A 23,379-nucleotide genomic window follows, 5' to 3' on the forward strand; every position below is an offset into this window, starting at 1 on the left:
CCCCGGGCCGCCGGCTAACCGCAGGCGCGGTGGTAGACGCCGCCGACCCACCAGCCGGCCGGGGTGCGCTGCCAGAACCGGTAGGCGTTGGCCGCCGAACCGACGCACGCGTACACGGCGTGGTAGCCGGAGCCGACCGTGACCCAGGTGCTGTCGTAGTTCAGCCGCTCGATCCGGTAGTACGCGGAGCCCTCCGCTCCGGTGGAGCAGGTGTAGTAGCCCCACGCGCTCAGCACGGGCGGGTCCACGACGACCTCGCCCTCGGTCACCCCGCACCAGGCGGCGTGGGCGGGGGTCGCGCCCGTCAGGGTGGCCACCCCGGTGGCGGCGACGAGGGTCAGGCCCGCGAACATGCGGGCGACGGCGGTGCGGTTCATGTGCTCTCCTCGGGTGGCGGAGCGGCGTCGAACGTCTATCTACTATAGACAGACGCGAGGCAGCATATCGCCACGTCTCGATGAAGAGAAGGCTCCGCCCGGAACGACGGAGGGGCCTGGCGGCCCCTCCGTACCCGGAAAGAGGGTCTAGCCCAGCGCCGCGAGGCGTTCCCCGCGCAGCTTCGTCGGCCACTCGTCCTGCAACGGCGGCAGCTGCTGGCCGACCACCCAGGACAGCAGCAGGTCCGCGAGCGCGGGGTTGCGGGCCAGCGCCGGACCGTGCAGGTAGGTGCCGATCATCCGGCCCGACCACACGCCCTCGGTGGTCCCGTCGTTGCCGACCCCGTGCCGCACCGCCGCGAGCGGGCGGACGTTCGGCCCCAGATGGGTACGCCCGCCGTGGTTCTCGAACCCGGTCAGCGGCGGGAGCCCCAGTTCCGGGGTGACGTCGCCGGCCAGCTCGCCGACCGCGCGGGTCTCGCCCCGGTCCGAGGACAGGTCGATCAGCCCGAGGCCCTGGTACCGCTCGCCGTTGCCGTAGAAGCTCGTGCCCAGCAGCTGGTACCCGGCGCAGACGGAGAAGATCGCCGCGCCCCGGCTGACCGCGCGGTGCAGGCCCCCGTCGGCGCGCAGCTTCTCCGCCGCGAGCACCTGGGGCCGGTCCTCGCCGCCGCCGAGCAGGTAGATGTCCGCGCTGTCGGGCAGCGGCTGGTCGTAGTGCACGCCGATCCCCTCGACCGGCAGGCCGCGACGTCGGGCCCGCTGCTCGAGGATGAGCAGGTTGCCCCGGTCGCCGTACGTGGAGAGCAGGTCCGGGTACACCCAGACGATGCGGATGGCCTCAGTTGACACGGTCAAGCTCCGCCCGGATGTCCTGGAACGCGGTGTAGTTGGCGATCACTTCGAGCCGCCCGTTGCCGGTACGCGCCAGAGCGGTCCCGAAGTTCGGCACGTGCTCGAACGGCACCTCGTTGATGTCGAGCCGCACGCACAGGTCGTACGCCCGGTCCCCGCTGACCAGCACGTGCCGGCCCCGCAGCGGGGAGAAGTCGACGTCGTACAGCCAGGAGGTGTCCAGCCCGTCGGGGTCGCGCGCGTTGATCGCGAGCAGCACCGGGCAGCCCGGCTCGACCATGTCGAGGGCCTCCAGCCAGCCGGCCGGGTTCTTCGCGAGCAGCAGCCGGATCACGTGGTCGCCCTTGACCACCGTCGCGTACCGCCCGGCGATGGACGCCACCTGCGCGATCCGGGGCAGCGCCTGGGTGGGGGACACCCCGAACCGGGCCGCCACCGCCAGCGCCGTGGCCGCGTTGGCCTTGTTCACCCGGCCGGGGAGCTGCAACGTCACCTCGTACCGGTTGCCGTCGGGGGCCAGCACCGCGTCCGTGTCGTCCAGCGACCAGGTCGGGGTGGGCCGGCGCAGCTGGCAGCCGGGGCACGCCCAGTGCACGCCCTCGCGGTCGAGGTGCCGGCCGCAGTTCGGGCAGACGAAGGAGTCCTCCTGCCAGCGCTGGCCGGCCGCGACCCAGGTCACCTCGCGGCTGGTGGACGCCGCCCACACGATCATCGGGTCGTCGCAGTTGGCCACGATGTGGGTGTGCACGCCGTCGAGCGCCTTGCGCCACGCCTCGGCCATCATGCCGACCTCCATCGCGCGGTCGAGCTGGTCGCGGGACAGGTTGAGCAGGGCCACCACCCGGGGCGTGGTCTGCGGCAGCACCCCGCGCAGGTAGTGCTCGTCGACCTCCAGCACCGCGTACGGCGCGCCGACCGACTGGGCCAGCGCGGTGGTGTGCCCGGTGGGCATGTTCGCGCCGAAGCTGTTGGTGGCGACGTCGCCGAGGACGCCCAGAGCGGCGGCGACGAACCGGGTGGTGGTGGTCTTCCCGTTCGTCCCGCTGACGAGGGCGACCTCGCGCCCCCGGGCCAGCAGGGCCAGCAACTGGGGCTCGACCTTCAGGCCGACCCGGCCGCCGATGACGGACCCGTCACCCCGGCCGGTGGCCCGCGACAGGGCGGCCGCGCTCTTCAGCAGCGTCGTGGCCAGCTTGGCTCTCAGCGGAAGGGGAACCGGTTCGGTGTTCACCCGCCCAGAGTAATCGGGTTGCGCGCGGCCCGATCAACCCGGAGGGTGACCACCGTGCGTGAACTCCTGGCGAACCGACGCTTCATGATCTTCTGGCTGGGCCAGGCGGTCAGCGTGCTCGGCGACGGGATGACCCCGGTCGCCATGGCCGCGCTGGTCCTGCACTACCACGGCCCGTCCGGCTTCGGCATCGCCCTGGCCTGCTACTCCCTCGGCTACGGCGTCCCGATGCTCCTCGGCGGGGTGATCGCCGACCGGTACTCCCGGACCGCCGTGATGGCCGTCGCCGACGTGGTCCGGCTCGGCGTCGTCGTCGGCTACATCTTGCTCGCCGGCCGGACCCCGCTCGCCACCCTGGGCGCGCTGTCCGCGCTCGGCGGCTTCGGCGCGGCCCTCTACACCCCGGCGTTCCGCGCCTCGCTCGCCCAGATCCTGCCGCCCGAACAGCTCCGGCAGGCCAACGCGCTGCAGGGCATCGCCAACAAGGGCGCGTTCGCGGTGGGCGGCGCGCTCGCCGGCCTGCTGATCGCCACGGCGGGCGGCGACGCCCCCGACGCCGTGGCCGTCGGTGCCCGGTGGGCCTTCGCCGTCGACGGGGCCACGTTCGCCGTGTCGATCGTCACGCTGCTGGCGATCCCGCTGCCCCGGGTCGCCCGGTCCGAGGCGGTCCAGGGGGTGTTCCGCGAGGCGGTGGAGGGAATCCGCGCGGTCTGGAAGCGGCCGTGGGTGGCCGTGATCATGGCCCAGGGCACCGTGCAGGTCGTCATCGGTTTCGCCCCGTTCACGGTGCTGCTGCCGATCGTCGCGATGGAGCGCTACGGCGCCAGCGGCTACGGCACGCTCGCCTTCTTCCAGGGGGTCGGCAGCATCCTGGGCGGGCTGCTGATCCTGCGGTACCGGCCGAAGCGCCCCGGGGTCACCGGCATGCACGCGCTCGCGCTGTTCGCGCCGATGTGCCTGTTCCTGGCCGTGCCGGTACCCCTCTGGGTCTATGTTCTCGCGCAGTTGCTCGGCGCCGCCGGCATCTCGGTCTTCTTCGCGCTGTGGACCGTGGCGTTGCAGCGGGAGTTCCCCGCGGACCTCCAGGGCCGGGTGTTCTCCCTCGACTCGCTGCTGACGTTCGTCCTCAATCCGGTCGGGCTCGCGGTCACCCCGGTCCTGATGCACCTCGTCGGGATACCGGCCCTGGCGGTCGGCTCGGCGGCGGCGATCGTCCTCTGCTCCTACGCGGTCCTCTTCGTGCGGGGCGTTCCGGGCTTCCGAACCCCTCCACATCCCTCCACCGATGGATTGACAGCCGCCCACGAGGAGTCTCGAACCGGCTGAAATCCAGTGAATTCTGAGGGTTTGTGAAGGCGCGACACGCTGTCGATTAGCCGACCGCAACCGGCGGAAGCGTTCTGCCCTCCACCTCCCTCCACCCCCTCTGACCTGCGTGTTTACCCCCTCTTCAGGATCGATGTACGCCGTTTCGCCGTTGCAGGTGGAGGGAAGTGGAGTATGGTGGAGCGCATTGGTGGGGTCGGGAGGCCCTGCTGACTGCTCCATCCGGGGGGAGGGAGATGTCGGATGTTTCTCGGCACTCACACCCCCAGGCTGGACGAGAAGGGTCGGCTGATCCTCCCGGCGAAGTTTCGCGACGAACTCGCTGGAGGTCTGGTGATCACGAAAGGGCAGGAACGCTGCCTCTACGTGTTTCCGATGGCCGAGTTCCGGCGGATCGCGGAGCAACTGCACGAGACGCCCATGACGCACAAGGCGGCTCGCGCGTACAGCCGGGTGTTCTTCGCCAGCGCCCACGACGAGGTGCCCGACAAGCAAGGTCGGGTCACCGTCCCGGTCCACCTGCGCGGTTACGCGGGCCTGGACAGGGAACTCGTCGTGATCGGGGCCAGCAGCCGGGTCGAGATCTGGGACGCCACAGCGTGGACGTCCTACCTCGAGGACAGCGAGGACGATTTCGCTGACATCGAGGAGGGGGTGTTGCCCGGGGGGCTGTAGCCACGCGGGCTGGGGCGGTGCCGCTCTCGGGGACTCCGAGGCGCGTCGCGAGCTCCGTGGATATGCGGTGACCGTGCCGCGAGATTGCCTGGCGCCACTTCCCCGGCGCCAGGAAATCTCGCGGCACGGAGCCGCTGAGGACAGGGTAAGGGGGGCGAGATGAAGGACAAGTCAACGCGACGTCGGCCCGGGGGGGTCCCGGCGGAGCACACACCGGGTACGCACGTGCCAGTCCTCCTCGACCGGATCCTGGGCCTGCTCACCCCGGCGTTGGAGGACCGCGACGCGGTCTGCGTGGACGCCACGCTCGGTCTCGGTGGGCACACCGAGGCCCTGCTCACGACTTTTCCGCGGCTGACCGTCGTGGGGCTCGACCGGGACCCGGAGGCGCTGCGGCGTTCCGGTGAGCGCCTGGCCGGCTTCGGCGACCGGTTCCGCCCGGTGCACGCGGTGTACGATGAGTTCACCGACGTCCTCGCCCGGCTCGGCTACGAGCGGGTGGACGGCGTGCTGTTCGATCTCGGCGTGTCCTCCCTGCAGCTGGACGAGGCCGCCCGCGGCTTCGCCTACGCGCAGGACGCGCCGTTGGACATGCGGATGGACCCGACCCGGGGCCGTACCGCAGAGGACATCGTCAACGACTACTCAGCCAAGGAGCTGAGTCGCATCCTCCGCGTCTACGGCGAGGAGAAGTTCGCATCCAGGGTTGCCGCCGCGATCGTTCGCGAGCGGGACCGTGAGCGACTGACCTCGTCGTCCCGCCTGGCCGAACTGGTGCGCGAGTCGATTCCGGCCGCGGCACGTCGAACAGGTGGGCACCCTGCGAAAAGGACCTTCCAGGCCCTTCGCATCGAGGTCAACGAGGAGTTGTCCGCACTGGAGACGGCTATGCCGGCGGCGCTGGAAGCGCTGGCCGTCGGCGGTCGGATAGCCGTGCTGGCGTACCACTCACTGGAGGACCGCATCGTCAAGCGAGAGCTGACGAAACGGGCCCGCTCGACGAGTCCGCTCGACCTCCCGGTCGAGCTGCCCGAGGGCGCGGCGGAACTCCGGCTCATCACCCGGGGCGCGGAGCCGCCCACCGAGGCCGAGATCGCGAGCAATCCGCGGTCGGCCTCGGCGAAGCTCCGCGGCGCGGAACGCATACGTGAATCGGCGGCGCGACGCACCGAGGCCACCAGAGCCGAGGGACGTCGTACCCACATGCCAACGCGGAGCCCCGGGGGGCGGTTCCGCGAAGGGGAGGAACAATGACCCACGCCGAGCGACGCGAGGTGGTCCGATGACCGCCACCGCGCGCAACATCCCGTCCGATGACGACTTCACCGGCACGTCCACCCGTCGCCCGACCCGGGCCGGGGTCTCGGCCCAGGGCGGGTCGGCCCCGGCACGCCGTGGCGACCGCAAGCTGACCCTGGTCACCGACGCCGACTTCGACTTCGAGCCCGTGGCTCCGAAGCGTCCGAAGAAGGTCGAGGTGGTCGGCCGGGTCGACGTCGACCCGGTCACGGTCGGCACCGCCGCGCTCAAGCCCGAACGACTGCCGGAGGAGACCCCGGCGGCCAGCCGGACCCGGGCCGAGGCGCTGCGCCTGGCGCCGCCGGCCCCGGTGACGGTCGCGCGGATGCCGTTCGTGGTGCTCACGCTCGTCCTGATCGTGGGCGGCATCGTGGGCCTGCTGCTGCTGAACACGCAGATCAACCAGGACGCCTTCAAGCTCACCGAGCTGCAGAAGCGCCAAGCCGAGCTGCAGACGGCGGAGCAGCAGCTCAACAAGGAACTGGCGGACAAGGAGGCCCCGGGTTACCTGGCCGCCGAGGCCGCCCGCCAGGGCATGGTGCCGGCAGGCACGCCCGCGTACATCACCCTGCCCGACGGCCGGATCCTCGGCGTTCCGCAGCCGGCAGGGCAGCCGAGGAGGTAGCACGGTGGCAACGGATCGCGGCAGGCCCAGAGACCAGCCGCGCGACGACAACGTGGTGCCGCTCCGCCGGGACCGGAGTGCGATCTCCGACGCCCGGCGGTACACCCCTCGGGGCAGGACACTGAAGGAGGCCGGGGACGCCGGGGACACCGAGCGTCCCCGGCTCCGTGTCGTCGCCGACGAGGAGACCACCGCCCCGCCCCGGCCGCGCCGTCGGGCGGACGCCGGGCGGGAGGCGGACGAGGCCACGGACGCGCGCCGGAGTTCCGGCGCGCGTCGGGCCGCCGAGGCCGACGACGCGGCGAGGTCGGCCCGGGTCCGGGGCTCCCGCGACGAGCGGGACGAGGAGCGCGCCGCCCGGCCGGGCAGGACCGCCGACCGCGGCGAGCGCGCCGCCCGATCCGGCAGGACCACCGACCGCGAGACGGGCGAGGCCAGGACGACCGACCGCGCCGGCAACCGGACCGCCCGCCCGCCCCGGACCACCGACGGCAGGCCCACCGCCGTGCCCCGCCGCGCCGGCGACGCCCCGAAGAGTCGCGGTACCCGCAAGGCCGTCGAACCGCGCCGCGACGGCGTGCGGCCCCGCCCGCCGGCCGAACCCCGCCGGCTCGGCAAGCTCGTCAGGTTCTTCACCACCGACTCCACCCGGCCCGCCCGCCGGAAGCGGCTGGCCGACCCGCGCCGCCGGCTCCGGGTCAGCGTCGCGATGATCCTGCTGCTGTTCGCCGTGCTGGGGGGCCGGCTGATCCAGCTCCAGATCACCGACGCGGCGGCCTACGCGGCGGAGGGGCTCAGCGACCGGCTCACCCGGCTGATCCTGCCGGCCGCGCGCGGCGGCATCCTCGACCGCGACGGCAACGTGCTGGTGCACAGCGTCGAGGCCCGGTTCGTGTACGCGGACCCGACCCTGATCGACGATCCCGGCGCGGTGGCCGAGGCGCTGTCCCCGCTGCTGGGGGTGTCGCGCACCGACCTGTCGGCGAAGTTGCAGCGGACGAAGCACGAGGACGGCAAGCCGAACCAGTACGTGATCCTCCAGCGCGGCCTGGACGTGGACACCGGGGACCGGATCATGGGCCTGAACCTCAAGGGCATCGTCGTGTCCCGGGACACCCGCCGCGAGGTGCCGGGCAGCGACCTGGCCGCGAACATGGTGGGCTTCACGGGCCAGAACGGCCGGGGCCAGTTCGGGCTGGAGCTCGCCTACGACAAGGTGCTCTACGGCGAGGACGGCAAGCGGGAGTTCGAGACGAGCCGGACGGGCCAGGTGATCCCGAGCGGGTTCAGCCGGACGACGCCGGCCCGGCCGGGTACGGACCTGCGGCTCACCGTGGACCGGGACCTGCAGTTCGAGACGCAGCGGCTGCTGACCCAGGGCGCGGCGAAGACGGGCGCGGCGTTCGCGTGCGCGGTGGTGATGGACGCCCGCACGGGCGAGGTGCTGTCGATGGCGAGCACCCCGACGTACAACGCGGCGAACCCGCAGGGCCCGCCGCCGCCGGACTCGTGCACCCAGCAGGTCGTGGACCCGGGTTCGGTGCACAAGGCGATCACGATCGGGGCGGCCCTGCAGGAGGGCAGCGTGAAGGCGAAGGATCTGGTCGGGGTCACGCCGGAGATCCGCAAGGGCACGCTCCAGGTCCGCGACACGCACCCGTACACCGGTCAGTTGACCCTGCCGGGGATCCTGGCGTGGTCGAGCAACGTGGGGTCCGTCCACATTGCCGAAAAACTCGGACCGCAGAAGTTGTACGAGTACCAGAAGAAGTTCGGCCTGGGCGCGTCCTCCGGCGTCGGCCTGCCCAACGAGGCGCCGGGCATCGTGGCCGACCCGGCCGACTGGACCTCGGAGAGCGAGGGCTCCATCCCGATCGGCATGGGGGTGTCGACGACGCCGCTCCAGATGGCGGGGGCGTACGCGACGATCGCCAACGACGGGCTGTACGTGCAGCCGCACCTGCTCAAGGCCACGGTCGGCGCGGACGGCAAGGTGAAGCCGGCCGCGAAGCCCGCCCAGCACCGCGTGCTCGACCCGGTGCACGCCCAGGAGCTGCGCACCGCGATGGAGGCGGTGACCACCGCGGACGGCGGTACGGGGCACTCGGCGGCGATCCCCGGGTTCCGGGTCGCGGGCAAGACGGGTACGGGCGCCTACAACGGCAACTACCGGCAGTACGAGGTGCAGTCCTTCATCGGGATGGCCCCGGCGGAGGCCCCCCGGTACGTCGTGGCGGTGTTCACGTACACGCCCGGCAAGGAGGGCAGTTCGATCTGCGGTTCGGTGTTCAAGGACGTGATGAGCTTCACGCTCCGTAAGTACGGAGTACCCCCGAGTGGAACAAACCCGCCAGAGTTCCAGCTACACGGATAAAACACTGTGCGGAGGAGATCACGGAGGGCGTGGTGGTGCGTCGGGCCACCGGCCGGTGCGGGTAGGGTACGGGGCCGTGCCAGGCTACCCACGACCTGAGAACGTCCGCCCCTGTCCGCTGGCGGAACTCGCCGCGCTGGTCGGCTCGACGCCCCCCGTCCACTCCGTGCCGGTCACCGGCGTGACCCTCGCCAGTTCGGAGGTGCGCCCCGGTGATCTGTACGCGGCGCTGCCCGGCGCGCGCCGGCACGGTGCCGAGTTCCTCGCCGAGGCGCGGGCGGCCGGCGCGGTCGCGGTGCTGACCGACGCCGCCGGTGCCGACCGGGCCGTCGAGCAGGGCCTGCCCGCGCTCGTGGTGCCCGATCCGCGCGCGGTGCTCGGCACGGTCTCGGCCCGGGTGTACGGCGACCCGAGCGCGCGCCTGCTGATGCTGGGCGTGACGGGTACGGCGGGCAAGACGTCCACCTCGTACCTGCTGGAGTCGGGTCTGCGGGCCGCCGGCCACGTGACCGGCATGATCGGCTCGGTGGAGACCCGGCTCGGCGACGAGACGATCGGCAGCGTGCGCACCACCCCCGAGGCCCCGGACCTGCAGGCCCTGCTGGCCCGCGCGGTGCAGCGCGGCGTGACGGCGGTGGCGATGGAGGTGTCCAGCCACGCGCTGAAGCTCGGTCGGGTCGGCGCGGTGCGCTACGCGGTCGGCGGCTACACCAACTTCGGCATGGACCACCTGGACCTGCACCTCACGGTCGAGGACTACTTCGCGTCCAAGGCGCGCCTCTTCGACGGCCGGTCGGCGCGCGCGGTGCTCAACCACGACGACCCGGCGCTCAAGGCCCTGCTCACGGCGGACACGGTGACGTTCTCGGTGGCCGGGAACCCCGAGGCCACCTGGTACGCGACGGACATCGCCGGCTCGGGCTACGAGCAGACGTTCACGGCGGTCGGCCCGGCCGGCCCGGTGGCGGCGGGCGTGCGCCTGCCCGGCCGGCACAACGTGGCCAACGCCCTGCTGGCGATCGCGATGCTGGTGGAGGTCGGGGTGGACCCGCAGGTGGCGGCGCACGGCGTCGCGGCGTGCACCGGGGTCGCCGGCCGGCTGGAACTGGTGGTGGACAAGCCGGTCCTCGGCGTCGTGGACTACGCGCACAAGCCGGACGCGGTCACCGCGGCCCTGGCGGCGCTCCGCGAGGTGACGGCGGGCCGGCTGATCTGCGTGATCGGCGCGGGCGGCGACCGGGACCGGGCCAAGCGGCCGGTGATGGGCGCGGCGGCGGCGGCGGGTGCCGACGTGGTGGTCGTGACCGACGACAACCCGCGCACCGAGGACCCGGCGGTGATCCGGGCGGAGCTGATCGCGGGGATCCCCGGAACCGGCGGTCTCGGCGGCCCGGGCTCCTGCTTCGAGGTCTCCGGCCGGCGCGCGGCCATCGAGGAGGCCGTCCGGATCGCGGAACCCGGCGACACGATCGCGCTGCTGGGCAAAGGCCACGAGAAGGGCCAGGAGGTCGCGGGCGAGGTGCTGCCGTTCGACGACCGGATCGAGTTGGCCGCCGCCCTCGGCGAGCGGTTCGGTACCACGACCGGGAGGACCGAGTGATCGCACTGACCCTGGCGGACATCGCGCGGGCGGTGGAGGGCACGCTCGTCGGCGGCGACCCGGAGACCCGCGTGACGGGCCCGGTGGAGCACGACTCCCGCAAGGTCGTACCCGGCGGGCTGTTCATCGCTTTCCCGGGCGAGAAGGTCGACGGCCACGAGTTCGCGCCGGCCGCCGTGGAGCGGGGCGCGGTGGCCGTGATCGGGCTGCGGCCGGTGGACGCGCCGACGATCGTGGTGGACGACCCGCTGCGCGCGATCGGCCTGCTGGCCACCTTCGTCGCGCCCCGGCTGGACGCCACCATCGTGGGCGTGACCGGCTCCTCGGGCAAGACGACCACGAAGGACCTGATCGCGCAGGTCGTCGCCGAGCTGGGGCCGACGATCGCCCCGGCGGGTTCGCTCAACAACGAGCTGGGCCACCCGTCGACGGTGCTGCGGGCGGACGAGGACACCCGGTTCCTGGTGCTGGAGTACAGCGCCCGGCACATCGGGGACATCGACTACCTGTGCCGGATCGCCGGTCCCCGGATCGCGGCGGTGCTGAACGTGGGCACCTCGCACATCGGCGAGTTCGGTTCCCAGGACAACATCGCCACGGCGAAGGCGGAGCTGGTCGAGGCGCTGCCGGACACCGGCCTGGCGATCCTGAACGCCGACGATCCCCGGGTCCGGGCGATGGCGCCGAGGACCCGGGCGCGGGTGCTGCTGGTCGGCGAGGCGGCGGACGCGGACGTGCGCGCGGAGGCCGTCACGGTCGACGACCGGGGCCGGGCGGCGTTCACGCTGGTCACGCCGGAGGGCAGTACCCCTGTGGCTCTGGGGGTCTCGGGTCGTCACCAGGTGGGCAACGTGCTGGTCGCCGCCGCCGTGGGCCGGGAGCTCGGGCTGTCGCTGGCACAGCTGGGTGACATCCTGCCCCGGCTGCGGCTAGTCTCCGCCAGACGGATGGACGTGTTCGACCGGCGCGACGGGGTCACGGTGATCGACGACTCGTACAACGCCAATCCGGCCTCGATGTCGGCGGCCGTGCGCGCGCTCGCGGACATGAGCGGGAAGCGGCGCAGCTGGGCCGTGCTGGGCTACATGGCGGAACTCGGCGCGGAGGAGGTCCCCGGCCACGAGTCGGTGGGCCGGCTCGCCGCCGAGCTGGGCGTGGACCGGCTGGTCGCCGTGGGTGACGGGGCGGGTCCGCTCGCCGACGGCGCCGAGAAGGTGGCCGACTGGGCAGGAGAGGCTGTGCGGGTGACGGACCAGGAGGCGGCGATCGCGCTGTTGGACGGGGCACTGAGCCCCGGTGACGTAGTGCTGGTGAAGGGCTCGCGGTACCGGACCTGGCAGGTCGCGGACGCGCTCAGGGAAGGGTTGTCGGCGTGAGGGCCGTCATCGCAGCGGCATTCGTCGCGTTCGTACTGTCGCTGCTCATCACACCGCTCGCGGTGCGGGTGTTCCGGGCGTTGAAGGCGGGGCAGCCGATCCGGGAGATCGGTCCGCAGACCCACCTGGGCAAGCGGGGCACCCCGACGATGGGCGGCGTGGTCTTCATCCTCGCCACGGTCATCGCGTACGGGGCGGGCCACCTGGTGCAGCTCAACATGGGCGCCAAGGGCGGCCGCGAGGACGGGTTCACGATCACCGGCCTGGTGCTGCTGGGCCTGTTCGTGTGCTGCGGCCTGGTCGGCTTCCTGGACGACTGGATCAAGGTCCGGAAGAAGAACTCGGCGGGCCTGAGCAAGAAGGGCAAGCTGTTCGGCCAGATCGCGGTCGGCGGCGTGTTCGGCTGGATCGCGCTGAGCTTCCCGCGCACCGTGCACGGCTACAAGGACTTCTCGCTCACGGTGGGCAGCGAGAACCTGTCGCTGGTCCGGGACATCGACTGGCTGTACACGGGCAAGGTGACGGCGATCGTCATCTTCATCTTCGTGATCATGTCGATGAGCAACGCGGTGAACCTGACGGACGGGCTGGACGGCCTGGCCACGGGCGCGTCGATCCTGGTGCTGATGGCGTACACGATGATGGCGTTCTGGCAGTACCGGCACTGGTGCCCGGAGTACCCGGCGGCCAAGGCCGGCGCCTACTGCTACGTCTCCCGCGACCCGCTGGAGATCGCCATGGTCGGCGCGGCGGCGGCGGGGGCCCTGCTGGGCTTCCTGTGGTGGAACACCTCGCCGGCCCGGATCTTCATGGGCGACACGGGCGCGCTGGGCCTGGGCGGCCTGATCGGCGGCATGGCGATGGCCACCCGCACGGTGCTGCTCACCCCGATCCTGGGCGCCCTGTTCGTGATCATCACGATGTCGGTCGTGCTCCAGGTGATCTCGTTCCGCACCACCGGTAAACGAATATTCCGGATGTCGCCGTTGCAGCACCACTTCGAGCTCAAGGGCTGGAGTGAGGTCAACATCGTGGTCCGGTTCTGGATCATCGCGGGGCTCGGCGTGCTCATCGCGCTGGGCGTCTTCTACTCCGACTTCCTGCGGGCGTACGGCTGATGGGGCCGGAAGTTCCCTGGCGGCCCGAGGGCCGCAGGTTCCTGGTCGCCGGGGCGAGGGTGGCGGGCATCGCGTCCGCCGAGGCCCTGCTCCGGCGCGGTGCGCGGGTCACGGTCCTGGACCGGTCCGCGGGCGACTGGGTCGACCGCCTGACGGCCGCCGGCGCGGAGGCGCTGGTCAGCGACGAGCCGCCGAAGGACCTCCTGGACCGGGTCGACGAGCTGGTGGTCTCGCCGGGCTTCCCGCCGCACCACCCGTTGGCGGTCGCGGCCACGTCCCAGGGCCTCGACGTGTACTCCGAGCCCGAGCTCGCCTGGCGGTTGCGCCCGGCGGACGCGGCCCCGTGGCTCGCGGTCACCGGCACGAACGGCAAGACGACCGCCACGACCATGCTGGTGTCGATCCTGCGCGCCGCCGGGCTGCGCACCGAGGCGCTCGGCAACATCGGCGTGCCCCTGGTCGACGCGGTCACCAGCGACCTGGACGTGCTGGCCGTGGAGCTGTCCAGCTTCCAGCTGCACTGGTCGAGCACGCTGGCCCCGCAGGCCGGCGCGTGGCTGAACCTGGCCGACGACCACCTGGAGTGGCACGGCGACTTCGACGCCTACGCGGGCGCCAAGAAGGCCGTGTGGCGCGGGCCGGTCGCGGTCGGCAACCGCGACGACGCGTACGTGGCCCGCGAGCTGCGGCGGCACGCGGGCCGGGCGATCGGGTTCACCCTCGACGCGCCCCGGCAGGGCGACCTGGGCGTCGTGGAGCACATGCTGATCGACCGGATGGCCGACGGCGACGCGCACGAGATCGCCGTCCTGGACGACGTGAGGCCGTCCGGGCCGCACAACGTGGCCAACGCGCTCGCCGCCGCCGCCCTGGCCCTGGCGCACGGGGTCGACCGGGAGGCGGTCCGGGCGGGGCTGTCCGGGTACACGCCCGAGCCGCACCGCAACGCGCCGGTGGCCACGGTCGGCGGCGTGCTGTACGTGGACGACAGCAAGGCCACGAACCCGCACGCGGCGTACGCGTCGCTGCGCTCGTACCCGAAGGTCGTCTGGGTCGCGGGCGGCCAGCTCAAGGGCGTGGACGTCGACGACCTGGTCGCGGCGGTCGCCGACCGGCTGTCCGGGGCGGTGCTGATCGGGATCGATCGGGGCGAGCTGGCCCGGGCGCTGGCGCGACACGCCCCGGACGTCCCGGTGGTCGATGTGCCGAGGACCGATGATGGGGCCATGGCGGAGGCGGTGGCGGCGGCGGCCCGGTTGGCGGTACCGGGGGACACGGTGCTGCTCGCCCCGGCGGCGGCCTCCCTGGACATGTACGCCAGCTACGCGGCCCGTGGCGCGGCCTTCGAGACCGCCGTGCGGGGACTAGGGCAATGACGTCCCCGCGGCTGTCCACGAGCCCCCTGGCGGCGCTGCGTGGGCTGCTGTCGCGGCCCCTGGCGTCGTACTACCTGCTCCTGGCCAGCGTCGGCCTGCTCGTCGCCATCGGCCTGGTGATGGTGTTCTCCGCGACCGGGGTGGACTCGTTCAAGGACACCGGCAACTCGTTCGCGGTGGTCGCCAAGCAGGGCATGTGGGCGATGCTCGGGCTGGTCGGCTTCTGGCTGTTCCAGCGGCTGCCGGTCAACACGTACCGGTCGGTGGGCACGGTCCTGATGGCCGTGGCGATCCCGGTGCAGCTGTTCATGCTGATCGGCGGCGAGATGGGCGGCAAGCTGGCCTTCGCCGGGATCAGCGTCGACGAGAAGGCCAACTGGCTGCACGTCGGGGCGTTCCAGGTGCAGCCGGCGGAGTTCGCCAAGCTGGCGCTGCTGCTGTGGGGCGCGGAGATCCTGGTCCGCAAGCGCGAGCTGCTCGGCGACCTCAAGGAGCTGGTGGTCCCGCTGTTCCCGGTGGCGGGCCTGCTGCTGGCCCTCGTCGGGTACCACGACCTGGGCACCATGCTGTCGATGCTCACCATCTTCGGCGCGCTGCTGTTCATCGGCGGCGTCCGGACCCGGATCCTGGGCCTGCTGCTGGGCATCGCGGTCGCCGGCGTGCTGGTGCTCATCTTCGTCGGCAACGAGTACCGGAGCGCGCGGCTGGCCTCGTTCCTGCACCCGGAGCGGATGAAGGACGGCGACGGCTTCCAGGCCATGCAGTCGTACTTCGCGATCAGCAACGGCGGCTGGTTCGGCGTGGGCCTCGGCGCGGGCAGCCAGAAGTGGGGCTACCTGCCCGAGTCCGCCAACGACTTCATCTACGCCGTGATCGCCGAGGAGTTGGGCGTCGTCGGCTGCATGGTGGTCCTGGCCCTGTTCGCCGTCCTGACCTACGCGGGCCTGCGGATCGCCCGCCGGGTGACCGACCCGTTCCGCCGGCTCGCGGCGGGGGCGGCCACCATCTGGCTGTCCGGCCAGGCGATCCTGAACATCGGGGTCGTGATCGGCCTGATCCCCATCACGGGCATCACGCTGCCGTTCATCTCGGCGGGCGGCAGTTCGCTGGTGGTGTCGGTGGCCGTCGTGGGCATGCTCGCGTCGTTCGCCCGGGCCGAGCCGGAGGCGGCCGCCGCGCTGCACGCCCGGCCCCCGGGGAAGTGGGGCCGGATACTCTGGGCACCGCTGCCGCCCCTGACCTCCGCCGGGCCCTCCGAGCGGAGAGGGGACGCCGGGCGTCCGGCCGGCGGGGTCACCCGCCCCCGCCAGCGCAGCGGTTCGACTACGCAGGGCCGATCGAAGTGAAGGACAGCGCATGAGGTCAGTGGTTCTCGCCGGCGGCGGCACCGGGGGACACATCTATCCGTTGCTCGCGTTCGCCGACTGTCTGCGGCGGCACGACCCGAACATCCGGATCACCTGCCTGGGTACGCCGCGCGGCCTGGAGAACGAGATCATCCCGGCGGCCGGCTACGACCTGCGGAACGTCCCGGCGTACCAGTTGCCGCGCTCGGTGAACGTGGACCTGCTCAAGACCGCGCCCCGGATGTACCGGGCGATGCGGGCCACCCGCGCGATCCTCGACGAGGTCCAGGCCGAGGTCGTGGTCGGTTTCGGTGGTTATGTATCGGTTCCGGCGTACCTGGCGGCGTGGCGGCGGCACACCCCCACCGTGATCCACGAGGTCAACGTGCCCCCCGGCGTCGCCAACAAGATGGGCATGAAGATCGGCGGGCACATCGCCCTCGGCTTCCCGGCCCAGCTCAAGGTCCCGTCCCTGGCCGGCGGCCGCGTCGTCGGCGTGCCGCTGCGCACCTCGATCACCCGGCTCGACCGGGCGGCCCGGCGCGCCGAGGCCCGCGCGCACTTCGGGCTCGACCCCGACCGGCCCACCCTGTTCGTGTTCGGCGCCTCGCAGGGCGCCCGGCAGATCAACCTGGCGATGGCCGGGGCCGCCAAGGCGGTCACCTCCGCCGGGTACCAGGTCCTGCACATCACCGGCGCCCGCCAGGACGAGCCGGTGGAGATCCCGACCGGCCTGGACGCGCCGTACGTGACCGTCGAGTTCCTCAAGGAGATGGAGCTGGGGTACGCGGCGGCGGACCTCGTCCTGTCCCGGGGCGGCGCGATGACCTGCGCCGAGGTCGCGGCCCTGGGCCTGCCGACCATCTACGTACCCCTCCCGTTCGGCAACGGCGAGCAGCGCCGCAACGCGCTCCCGGTCGTCGAGGCCGGGGGCGGCATCCTGGTCGACAACGCCGACTGCGTGCCCGCCTGGGTCGAGTCGACCGTCATCCCGCTGCTCGGCGACCGGGCCCGGCTCGACGCGATGAGCGCCGCCGCCGCCGGGTACGGCCGCCGCGACGGCGACGAGGCCCTGCTGTCCTATGTCCAGGAGCTGGTCGCCACCGCGCCGCGCGGGAGCGCCGCATGAGGGCCGTCGAGCTGTCGAACGAGCAGAATGGTGCATCGTGAAGTCCCTGATCGACGACGGAGTCACCGCCGAGGACCTCGGCCGGGTCCACCTGATCGGCATCGGCGGGGTCGGCATGAGCGGCCTGGCCCGCCTGCTGCTCACCCGGGGCGTGCCGACGTCCGGTAGCGAGCTGCGCGAGTGGCCGTCGCTGGTCGGCCTGCGCGCCCTCGGCGGCGTGATCCACATGGCGCACGTCGCGGAGAACCTGCGCGACGTCGACACGGTGGTCTACTCCACGGCCATCCCCGACGACCACCTCGAACTCGTCGAGGCCCGCCGGCTGGGCCTGCGGATCCTGCACCGTTCCGAGGCCCTGGCGGCCACGATGACGGGCCGGAGGACCATCGCGGTGGCCGGCACCCACGGCAAGACCACCACGACCTCCATGACCACGCTGATCCTCCAGCACTGCGGACAGGACCCGTCGTTCTGCATCGGCGGGGAGAGCTCCGAGGCGGGCTCCAACGGGCACCACGGCACCGGCGAGTACTTCGTCGCGGAGGCCGACGAGAGCGACAGATCCTTCCTGAGGTACCGGCCGCACGTCTCCCTGGTCACCAACATCGACGCCGACCACCTGAACACGTACGGCGACCTCGACGGGCTGGCCGAGGGGTTCGCCGAGTTCTGCCGGCAGACCACCCCGGACGGCTTCGTGGTCACCTGCGCCGACGACGTCCGGTGCCGGAGCCTGGCCGACCAGCTGCGCGCCGAGGGCCGCACCGTGTTCACGTACGGCGAGGCCGAGGACGCAGACCTGCGGATCGCCGACGTCACGTCCGACTCCTCCGGCGCCCGGTACCGGGCCTGGCTGGACGGCGAGCCGCTCGGCGAGATCACCGTGCCGACCCCGGGCCACCACATGGCCCTCAACTCGGCCGCAGCCGTACTCACCGCGCTCCGGCTCGGCCTGCACGCCACCTGCGTGGTGGAGGGCCTGGCGGCGTTCCCGGGGGTCCGCCGCCGGTTCGAGCTCAAGGGCACCGCCGACGGCGTCCGGGTCTACGACGAGTACGCCTACCACCCGACCTCGATGGACGCCGCGCTGCGCACCCTGCGCGGGGTGGCCGACCCGGGCCGCCTGATCGTGGTCTTCCAGCCCTACCGGATGTACCGGACCCGCGACTTCCAGACCGAGATCGCCGCCGCCCTGTCGCTGGCCGACGAGGCCGTGGTGATGGAGGTGTTCGGCCCGGGCGAGGTCCGCGAGCCGGGCGAGGGCGGCGCGGCGCTGACCCGCGCGGTCGCGCTCGACGAGGACCGCAAGGTGTTCGTGCCGTCCTGGTCGGACGTGCCCGCCGAGGTGGCCCGCCGGGCCCGCCAGGGCGACGTGGTCGTGACCATGGGCGCGCCGCCGATCTCGCTGCTGGGCGACGAGCTGCTGGCGGCGCTGTCCACCCGCGGCGCGGACCCCGGGGCCTGACGTGCCCCGGCGCTGGCAGCTGGTCCGGGCCCGACGCGAGGCGGTGCCGGTCTCCGTGCGCCGGTTCGCCGCCCGGGCCCGCCAGCGCCGGCTGAACACGGCCCGGCCGTGGCTGTTCGTGGCCGCCGGACTCGTCGTCCTCGCCCTGCTGACCTGGGGCGTCTACGGCAGTCCGTTGCTCTCCGTGTCCGAGGTCCGGGTCCGCGGGGCCGCGATCCTCAGCCCGGAGCAGATCCGCGAGGCGGCCAGGGTCGCGCCCGGTACGCCACTGGCCAGAGTCGACACCGACGGGGCCGAGCGCCGGGTCGCCCAGCTGGCCCCGGTGGAGCGGGTGGACGTGTCCCGGTCGTGGCCGAGTGCCGTGGTGGTCACCGTCACGGAGCGTAGGCCGATCGCGGTCGTACCCCAGGACAAGGCCTTTGGTCTGCTCGACCGCGAGGGCGTGTTGTTCCAGGTCGTCGGCACGCGCCCGGCCGGTCTGCCGCTGTTGAGGCTGCCCAGTCCGGGGCCCTCGGATCCGACCACGCAGGCCGCTTTGCGGGTCCTGTCGGCTTTGAGTCCTGAACTGCGCTCCCAACTGGGTACTCTGGAGGCCGAGTCGGTCACCAGGATCCGGCTGGAGCTGGCCAAGGGGCGTTCCGTGGTCTGGGGCGACGCCGAGGCCAGCGACAAGAAGTCGCGTACCGCGACGCTGCTGCTCGGCCGTCCTGGTGCGGTCATCGACGTCAGCGCGCCGGACTTCCCCGTGATGCGGTGATCTGTTCCCAGAGTTCGGAACAAGATCCGCGACACGCCGGGGGATGTCTTTGGTTTGAGGCCGGATGCGGAATACGTTCCGGGCCAGTACAGGAAGTTGACATAACTGTAAGTCTCTAGTAGAGAGTTAGAGTTTTGTCCTTCGCCACAGACGGCACGGGGGGAAGCGTGCACCACGCGGGCACCCTGAACGGGCGAGCAGATCACCTCGAAGGGATGGCAGACCGATGACAACTCCGCACAACTACCTCGCGGTCATCAAGGTTGTCGGGATCGGCGGGGGCGGCGTCAACGCCGTCAACCGGATGATCGAGGTCGGCTTGAAGGGCGTCGAGTTCATCGCGATCAACACCGACGCGCAAGCGCTGTTGATGAGCGACGCCGACGTCAAGCTCGACGTGGGTCGCGAGCTCACCCGGGGCCTCGGCGCGGGCGCGAACCCCGACGTCGGCAAGAAGGCCGCCGAGGACCACCGCGACGAGATCGAGGAGGTCCTCAAGGGGGCCGACATGGTCTTCGTGACCTGCGGCGAGGGCGGCGGCACGGGCACCGGCGGCGCGCCGGTCGTCGCGAGCATCGCCCGCAAGCTCGGCGCGCTCACCATCGGCGTGGTCACCCGGCCGTTCTCGTTCGAGGGCAAGCGCCGGCAGGTCCAGGCCGAGTCGGGCATCGACGACCTGCGCAACGAGTGCGACACCCTCATCGTCATCCCGAACGACCGCCTCCTGGCGCTCGGCGACCGGTCGATGTCGATGATGGACGCGTTCCGCCAGGCCGACCAGGTGCTGCTGTCCGGTGTCCAGGGCATCACGGACCTGATCACCACGCCGGGCCTGATCAACCTCGACTTCGCCGACGTGAAGAGCGTCATGTCCGGCGCCGGCAGCGCGCTGATGGGGATCGGCTCCTCGCGGGGCGACTCCCGCGCGGTCGAGGCCGCCACGGCCGCGATCTCCAGCCCGCTGCTGGAGCAGAGCATGGACGGGGCGCGCGGCGTCCTGCTGTCCATCGCCGGCGGCTCCGACCTCGGCCTGTTCGAGATCAACGACGCGGCGCAGCTCGTCACCGACGCGGCGCACCCCGACGCGAACATCATCTTCGGCGCGGTCATCGACGACGCGCTCGGCGACGAGGTCCGGATCACCGTGATCGCGGCGGGCTTCGACGGCGGCAGCCCGGCGTACAAGCCGGCCGAGCCCGCCCGCAAGGCCCCGCAGCCGGTCGAGCAGTCCGCCCCGTCGAACGTGACCCCGGTCCGTCCGGCGACCCCGGCACCGACCCAGCCGGCGCCGCGCCGGGTGCTGTTCGACGACGTGGACGTTCCGGACTTCCTGAAGAACGGTGCCTGAGCTGTTACCTGAGGAGACGCCGGCGGGCGGCCGCGGGCCGGGCGCCGGAGAGAACGCGGCGACACAGGTCGAGCCGTCGGGGGTTCCCGGCGGCTCGTCCGCTGCCTCCGACCGGTCGGGTCGTCCGGCGGAGGGTGCGGTGGGCTCCGCCGAGGGCCTTTCCGGCGGGGGCGGCGCCGGCTCCGGGCACGACGCCCGGGGTGGGGGCCGCCCGGCAGGCAGGGGCGTGGGTTCTGGCCCGGAGTCGGCCGCCGACAGCGCGGGGGACACCCGGCGCCGGGAGTTGGCCGACGGGTTGGCGCGGGTCCGGGCGCGGATCGACGCGGCCTGTGCCGCCGCCGGGCGCGATCCCGGCGAGGTCACCCTGGTCGCGGTCACCAAGACGTATCCGGCCAGTGACGTCGTGCACCTGCGGCATCTCGGGGTGCGCGACGTCGGGGAGAACCGCGACGCCGAGGCCGCTCCCAAGGCGGCCCTGGTCGCCGAGGCGCTGGCCGGTGAGATCCCCGGCCCGGCCGGGCTCGGTGCCGGGCAGCCGATCTGGCACTACATCGGGCAGCTCCAGCGCAACAAGGCGCGCTCCGTGGTCCGGTACGCGGACATGGTGCACTCCGTGGACCGCCCGGCCCTGGTGGAGGCCCTGGCCGCCGCCGTGGCCCGGGAGCGTCCGGACCGCCCGCTCGACGTACTGCTCCAGCTGAGCCTCGACGGGGCCGTCGGCCGGGGCGGCGTACCGCGGCCGGAGCTCGCGGCCCTCGCCGACGCGGTGCTGGCCCGCCCGGAGCTCCGGTTGCGCGGACTGATGGCGGTGGCTCCCCTGGACTGGGAGGCGGCGCGGGCGTTCGGTGTTCTCGCGGAGTACACGTCGACGTTTCTTGTCGGATATCCGACAGCCACCGTGCTGTCGGCCGGTATGAGTGGCGATCTCGCCGAGGCCATTGCGTTCGGTGCCACTCATGTGCGTGTCGGCAGCGCAATCCTCGGAAGCCGGCCGCCGGCTGGGTTAGCCTGAACGAGCATCGAATCACATCGGTGTGATTAACAGACCAACGTTTGCGAGGGGGGAGACGCTATGGGTGCTCTGCGGAAGGCCGGCGTCTGGCTCGGCCTCATCGAGGATGACGAGGACCGCTACGCGGACGAGAACGACAACGGCCGCTACACGGAGCGTGACCGTCGGCCCAGCTCGCGGGACCGTGATCGGGATCGGGACCGCGACCACAGGTACGACGAGTACGAGGACGAGGAGCCTGAGGCGCACCACGAGGACTCCCGGGGCCGTCAGCACGAGGAGGACGCCCCGCGCCTGCGGGCCGCCGCCGCCGCGATGGAGACCCGTGCGGAGCGGGCGAGTGTCCGACCCCTGCGCGACGGTCGGGCCGGTGTGACGACCCTCACTCAGGACAATCTCGCGCTCGCTCCGCAGGTGCAGCTCCGCGAACGGGCGGTCGTGGTGGAAGAGGACGACACGAACTACCGGATCATGACCCTGCACCCCACCACGTACAACGAGGCACGGACGATCGGGGAGCGGTTCCGGGACGGAACACCCGTGATCATGAACCTCACGGAGATGGACGAGGCGGACGCCAAGCGGCTGGTCGACTTCGCGGCGGGCCTGGCCTTCGGACTCCGGGGTACGATCGAGCGCGTCACCAACAGGGTGTTCCTGCTCTCACCCGCCAATGTCACAGTGACCGCTGAGGACAAGGCGAAGATCGCCGAGGGCGGGTTCTTCCACCAGAGCTGAAGCGAGGGCGCAGGGCCGGTGCTGTCGAACGTAGTCCAGGTCGTCTACCTGCTCCTATACGTTTTTTTCCTCTTCCTGCTCGCCCGCATTGTGCTGGATTGGGTTCGCTCCCTGTCCCGCCGCTGGCGACCCGGCCGTGGGGCCGCAGCGGCGATGGAGTGCGTGTGGAGCGTCACTGAACCACCCCTTCGGGCGTTGAGGCGAGTGATCCCATCGCTCAGGATTGGTACGGTGAGCGTGGACCTGGCCTTCCTAGCTCTGCTCGCTATCGTGTTAGTGCTGATGTATTTCGTAGTAGGGCCTCTGGTCCAGGCGGCCTAGCCGCCGGGACCGTGTGACCGCGCGGCCTCTAACTGACCCGAGGAGTTCCGATGCCGCTGACCCCGGCCGACGTGCACAACGTCGCCTTCAAGAAACCCCCGATTGGCAAGCGGGGCTATGACGAGGACGAGGTGGACGCCTTCCTCGACGAGGTCGAGCGCGAGCTCGCCCGACTGATCGAGGAGAACACCGACATCCGCGCGGCCAGCGCCGCCGGTGGCCGTCAGGCCCCCGCTGGCGGGGGGAACGACCCGCGCCTCGTCGCTGAGCTGACCGACCTGAAGGCGCAGTTCGAGCGCGTCCAGCGGGAGAAGGCTGCCGCCGAGCAGGCCGCCCGGCAGATGCAGCAGGAGCTGGAGCAGATCAACGCCGGTGGCGGAGCCGCCGGTGGCGACGCCGGCGAGCAGCAGGCGCTCCGGGTCCTGATGATGGCGCAGCGGACGGCCGACGACCACGTCGCCGACGCGCGCCGTGAGGCAGACAAGGTGCTCGCCGAGGCCCGGGCCAAGGCCGACGAGGTCACCCGGGACGCGCGCGGCAAGGCCGAGGCGCTGGAGCGGGACGCGCGGCAGCGGCACCAGGAGGCCATGGGCGGCCTGGAGACGAAGCGCAACGCGCTGCAGAAGCACCTCGAGGAGCTGAAGGCCTTCGAGCGGGAGTACCGGACGCGCCTCAAGGCGTACCTGGAGAGCCAGCTGCGGGACCTGTCCGGCAAAGGACAGGGGCTCGAGGACGAGCTGACCCGGGCCGAGAGCGGCCGGAGCAACGGCACCCCTGCCGGCGGGCTGGCCACGGCCGGTCTCGGCGGCGGCGGGTACGGTCCGGCGGGGCGCAACAGCCTCGACGGTCCGGGCCGCTGACCATCCACCTGTGACGCGGCGGGGGTGAGCCGTGATAGTCGGAAGTCTCCTGCTCATCCTCGTCGCGGCGGTGCTCGTCGTCTTCGGGCTGATCCAGGCCTCGAACGTGCTGTTGATCAGCGCGATCGTGCTCTGTGGGGTGGCGGCGGTCCTGGTCTACCGGGGCTCCCG

General features: G+C 72.2%; 21 protein-coding genes. 18 read left to right on the top strand and 3 right to left on the bottom strand.

The window, feature by feature from the left end; genetic code table 11:
* Nucleotides 1-14: 14 nt before the first annotated feature.
* The 3 genes from AB0M43_RS26510 to AB0M43_RS26520 all read right to left on the bottom strand — a co-directional run bounded on the left by AB0M43_RS26510 (nucleotide 15) and on the right by AB0M43_RS26520 (nucleotide 2,463).
* Nucleotides 15-377 (bottom strand): hypothetical protein, encoded by a 363-nt coding sequence (locus tag AB0M43_RS26510; protein ID WP_363728455.1) that lies wholly within the window; start codon nucleotides 375-377, stop codon nucleotides 15-17.
* 147 nt (nucleotides 378-524) lie between these two features.
* A complete protein-coding gene (locus tag AB0M43_RS26515) occupies nucleotides 525-1,229 on the bottom strand; it encodes a glutamine amidotransferase (RefSeq protein ID WP_363728456.1) in 705 nt (234 codons plus the stop codon).
* Entirely contained in the window at nucleotides 1,219-2,463 is a 1,245-nt protein-coding gene (locus AB0M43_RS26520) for a MurT ligase domain-containing protein (RefSeq protein ID WP_363728457.1), read from the bottom strand. The genes AB0M43_RS26515 and AB0M43_RS26520 overlap by 11 nt, the downstream gene beginning before the upstream one ends.
* 54 nt (nucleotides 2,464-2,517) lie before the next feature.
* Here AB0M43_RS26520 and AB0M43_RS26525 point away from each other — a divergent pair, with 54 nt between their 5' ends.
* From AB0M43_RS26525 to AB0M43_RS26610, 18 genes are all read left to right on the top strand, one after another.
* The gene (locus AB0M43_RS26525; protein WP_363728458.1) at nucleotides 2,518-3,789 is read left to right on the top strand and encodes an MFS transporter; all 1,272 of its coding nucleotides are present in this window, start codon (nucleotides 2,518-2,520) and stop codon (nucleotides 3,787-3,789) included.
* 243 nt (nucleotides 3,790-4,032) lie between these two features.
* Nucleotides 4,033-4,464 (top strand): division/cell wall cluster transcriptional repressor MraZ, encoded by a 432-nt coding sequence (gene mraZ / locus AB0M43_RS26530; protein WP_363728459.1) that lies wholly within the window; start codon nucleotides 4,033-4,035, stop codon nucleotides 4,462-4,464.
* 159 nt (nucleotides 4,465-4,623) lie between these two features.
* On the top strand, nucleotides 4,624-5,718 hold the full coding sequence (gene rsmH, locus AB0M43_RS26535) for a 16S rRNA (cytosine(1402)-N(4))-methyltransferase RsmH (protein ID WP_363728460.1): 1,095 nt from the start codon (nucleotides 4,624-4,626) through the stop codon (nucleotides 5,716-5,718).
* Between the two features lie 28 nt (nucleotides 5,719-5,746).
* Nucleotides 5,747-6,388 (top strand): hypothetical protein, encoded by a 642-nt coding sequence (locus tag AB0M43_RS26540; RefSeq protein WP_363728461.1) that lies wholly within the window; start codon nucleotides 5,747-5,749, stop codon nucleotides 6,386-6,388.
* 4 nt (nucleotides 6,389-6,392) lie between these two features.
* Complete coding sequence (locus tag AB0M43_RS26545) at nucleotides 6,393-8,762, top strand: penicillin-binding transpeptidase domain-containing protein (protein WP_363728462.1); 2,370 nt, start codon at nucleotides 6,393-6,395, stop codon at nucleotides 8,760-8,762.
* A gap of 118 nt (nucleotides 8,763-8,880) precedes the next feature.
* Nucleotides 8,881-10,362, top strand: coding sequence for a UDP-N-acetylmuramoyl-L-alanyl-D-glutamate--2,6-diaminopimelate ligase (locus tag AB0M43_RS26550; protein ID WP_363728577.1), 1,482 nt, complete (start codon nucleotides 8,881-8,883; stop codon nucleotides 10,360-10,362).
* Nucleotides 10,359-11,738 (top strand): UDP-N-acetylmuramoyl-tripeptide--D-alanyl-D-alanine ligase, encoded by a 1,380-nt coding sequence (murF, locus tag AB0M43_RS26555; protein ID WP_363728463.1) that lies wholly within the window; start codon nucleotides 10,359-10,361, stop codon nucleotides 11,736-11,738. The genes AB0M43_RS26550 and murF overlap by 4 nt, the downstream gene beginning before the upstream one ends.
* Complete coding sequence (mraY, locus tag AB0M43_RS26560; RefSeq protein WP_363728464.1) at nucleotides 11,735-12,856, top strand: phospho-N-acetylmuramoyl-pentapeptide-transferase; 1,122 nt, start codon at nucleotides 11,735-11,737, stop codon at nucleotides 12,854-12,856. Before murF ends, mraY begins: the two co-directional genes overlap by 4 nt.
* On the top strand, nucleotides 12,856-14,232 hold the full coding sequence (murD, locus tag AB0M43_RS26565) for a UDP-N-acetylmuramoyl-L-alanine--D-glutamate ligase (RefSeq protein ID WP_363728465.1): 1,377 nt from the start codon (nucleotides 12,856-12,858) through the stop codon (nucleotides 14,230-14,232). The genes mraY and murD overlap by 1 nt, the downstream gene beginning before the upstream one ends.
* Entirely contained in the window at nucleotides 14,229-15,578 is a 1,350-nt protein-coding gene (locus AB0M43_RS26570) for a putative peptidoglycan glycosyltransferase FtsW (protein ID WP_363728466.1), read from the top strand. Before murD ends, AB0M43_RS26570 begins: the two co-directional genes overlap by 4 nt.
* Before the next feature lie 10 nt (nucleotides 15,579-15,588).
* Nucleotides 15,589-16,707 carry an undecaprenyldiphospho-muramoylpentapeptide beta-N-acetylglucosaminyltransferase gene (gene murG / locus AB0M43_RS26575; RefSeq protein WP_363728467.1) on the top strand — a complete coding sequence of 373 codons (1,119 nt, stop codon included), beginning with the start codon at nucleotides 15,589-15,591 and terminating at the stop codon, nucleotides 16,705-16,707.
* A gap of 37 nt (nucleotides 16,708-16,744) precedes the next feature.
* Nucleotides 16,745-18,172, top strand: coding sequence for a UDP-N-acetylmuramate--L-alanine ligase (gene murC, locus AB0M43_RS26580; RefSeq protein ID WP_363728468.1), 1,428 nt, complete (start codon nucleotides 16,745-16,747; stop codon nucleotides 18,170-18,172).
* A gap of 184 nt (nucleotides 18,173-18,356) precedes the next feature.
* Complete coding sequence (locus AB0M43_RS26585) at nucleotides 18,357-18,929, top strand: FtsQ-type POTRA domain-containing protein (protein ID WP_363728578.1); 573 nt, start codon at nucleotides 18,357-18,359, stop codon at nucleotides 18,927-18,929.
* A gap of 226 nt (nucleotides 18,930-19,155) precedes the next feature.
* On the top strand, nucleotides 19,156-20,277 hold the full coding sequence (gene ftsZ / locus AB0M43_RS26590; protein WP_363728469.1) for a cell division protein FtsZ: 1,122 nt from the start codon (nucleotides 19,156-19,158) through the stop codon (nucleotides 20,275-20,277).
* Between the two features lie 226 nt (nucleotides 20,278-20,503).
* Entirely contained in the window at nucleotides 20,504-21,289 is a 786-nt protein-coding gene (locus AB0M43_RS26595; RefSeq protein WP_363728470.1) for a YggS family pyridoxal phosphate-dependent enzyme, read from the top strand.
* Nucleotides 21,290-21,349: 60 nt separating this feature from the next.
* Nucleotides 21,350-22,027, top strand: a complete 678-nt coding sequence (gene sepF / locus AB0M43_RS26600; protein WP_363728471.1) for a cell division protein SepF — start codon at nucleotides 21,350-21,352, stop codon at nucleotides 22,025-22,027.
* Nucleotides 22,028-22,045: 18 nt separating this feature from the next.
* The gene (locus AB0M43_RS26605; RefSeq protein WP_363728472.1) at nucleotides 22,046-22,348 is read left to right on the top strand and encodes a YggT family protein; all 303 of its coding nucleotides are present in this window, start codon (nucleotides 22,046-22,048) and stop codon (nucleotides 22,346-22,348) included.
* 50 nt (nucleotides 22,349-22,398) lie between these two features.
* Entirely contained in the window at nucleotides 22,399-23,208 is an 810-nt protein-coding gene (locus AB0M43_RS26610; protein ID WP_363728473.1) for a DivIVA domain-containing protein, read from the top strand.
* Nucleotides 23,209-23,379 lie beyond the last annotated feature (171 nt).

Source organism: Longispora sp. NPDC051575 (assembly GCF_040681875.1).
In the GTDB taxonomy this organism is placed as follows: Bacteria; Actinomycetota; Actinomycetes; order Mycobacteriales; family Micromonosporaceae; genus Longispora.